Genomic DNA, 628 nt, shown 5'->3' with positions numbered 1-628 from the left:
GTTAGTTGCGTGTTTAAGCAACTAATTTAGTAAACAAAAACGAACGCGAGAAAATTCCGAAGGAATTTTCCAAATAATCACTTGCCAAAGCAATTAATTATACACGTTGTTGGCATTTCGTTGTTTTTATTCAGACTTTTAATTATTCGGATTAATTACATTTTTTGTTTTCCTGCGTTTGAGTGAATTCGGTCAGCGATTTATTCCGCAAACTTTTTCAATTCTGATTGAGTCAGTAATTCCGTAACCGGCTAAATTCCGCATTCAGTTTGGTTTTAGTTTTTTAATTCCGATTCCGCAAACAAGCTAAAAATCAAATTAAAATTAATCCTTGATTTTATTTTTTTTAATCATTTTAAAAATTCCCCAAAGCATCAATGTTCCAAAAAACACCACACAAGAAATTCCGATTATTTGTCCTAAAAGTGTTTCATTTGTTTTGAGTATATAAATTCCCAATAAAACAATTAATAATGAAAATCCAAATCCTTTTAAAATGCTTAATAGTTTCTCCATAGTTTAATTTTTAGTTCGACAGCTCAATGAATGCCAACGTTTATGTATAAGAATAGTTGCGGGTTTGTATGCGAGGATTTTCCGAAGGAAAATCAGACGTTACAAACACGCA

1 protein-coding gene is annotated in these 628 nt (G+C 30.9%); it reads right to left on the bottom strand.

All coding sequences use genetic code 11. The features are described 5' to 3' along the window. Positions 1–324: 324 nt before the first annotated feature. Entirely contained in the window at positions 325–516 is a 192-nt protein-coding gene (locus tag M4I23_RS19640; RefSeq protein WP_249755550.1) for a hypothetical protein, read from the bottom strand. Between the last annotated feature and the right edge of the window lie 112 nt (positions 517–628).

The sequence above is a fragment of the Algibacter sp. L4_22 genome (assembly GCF_023473045.1).
Classification (GTDB): Bacteria; Bacteroidota; Bacteroidia; order Flavobacteriales; family Flavobacteriaceae; genus Algibacter.
Note: the sequence above shows the minus strand (reverse complement) of the source record. Positions and strands in the feature narration are given on the sequence as shown.

Bases quoted from the DNA above. Each gene is read 5' to 3' on its own strand.
- M4I23_RS19640 (WP_249755550.1), bottom strand. From the start codon at position 516: ATGGAGAAACTATTAAGCATTTTAAAAGGATTTGGATTTTCATTATTA.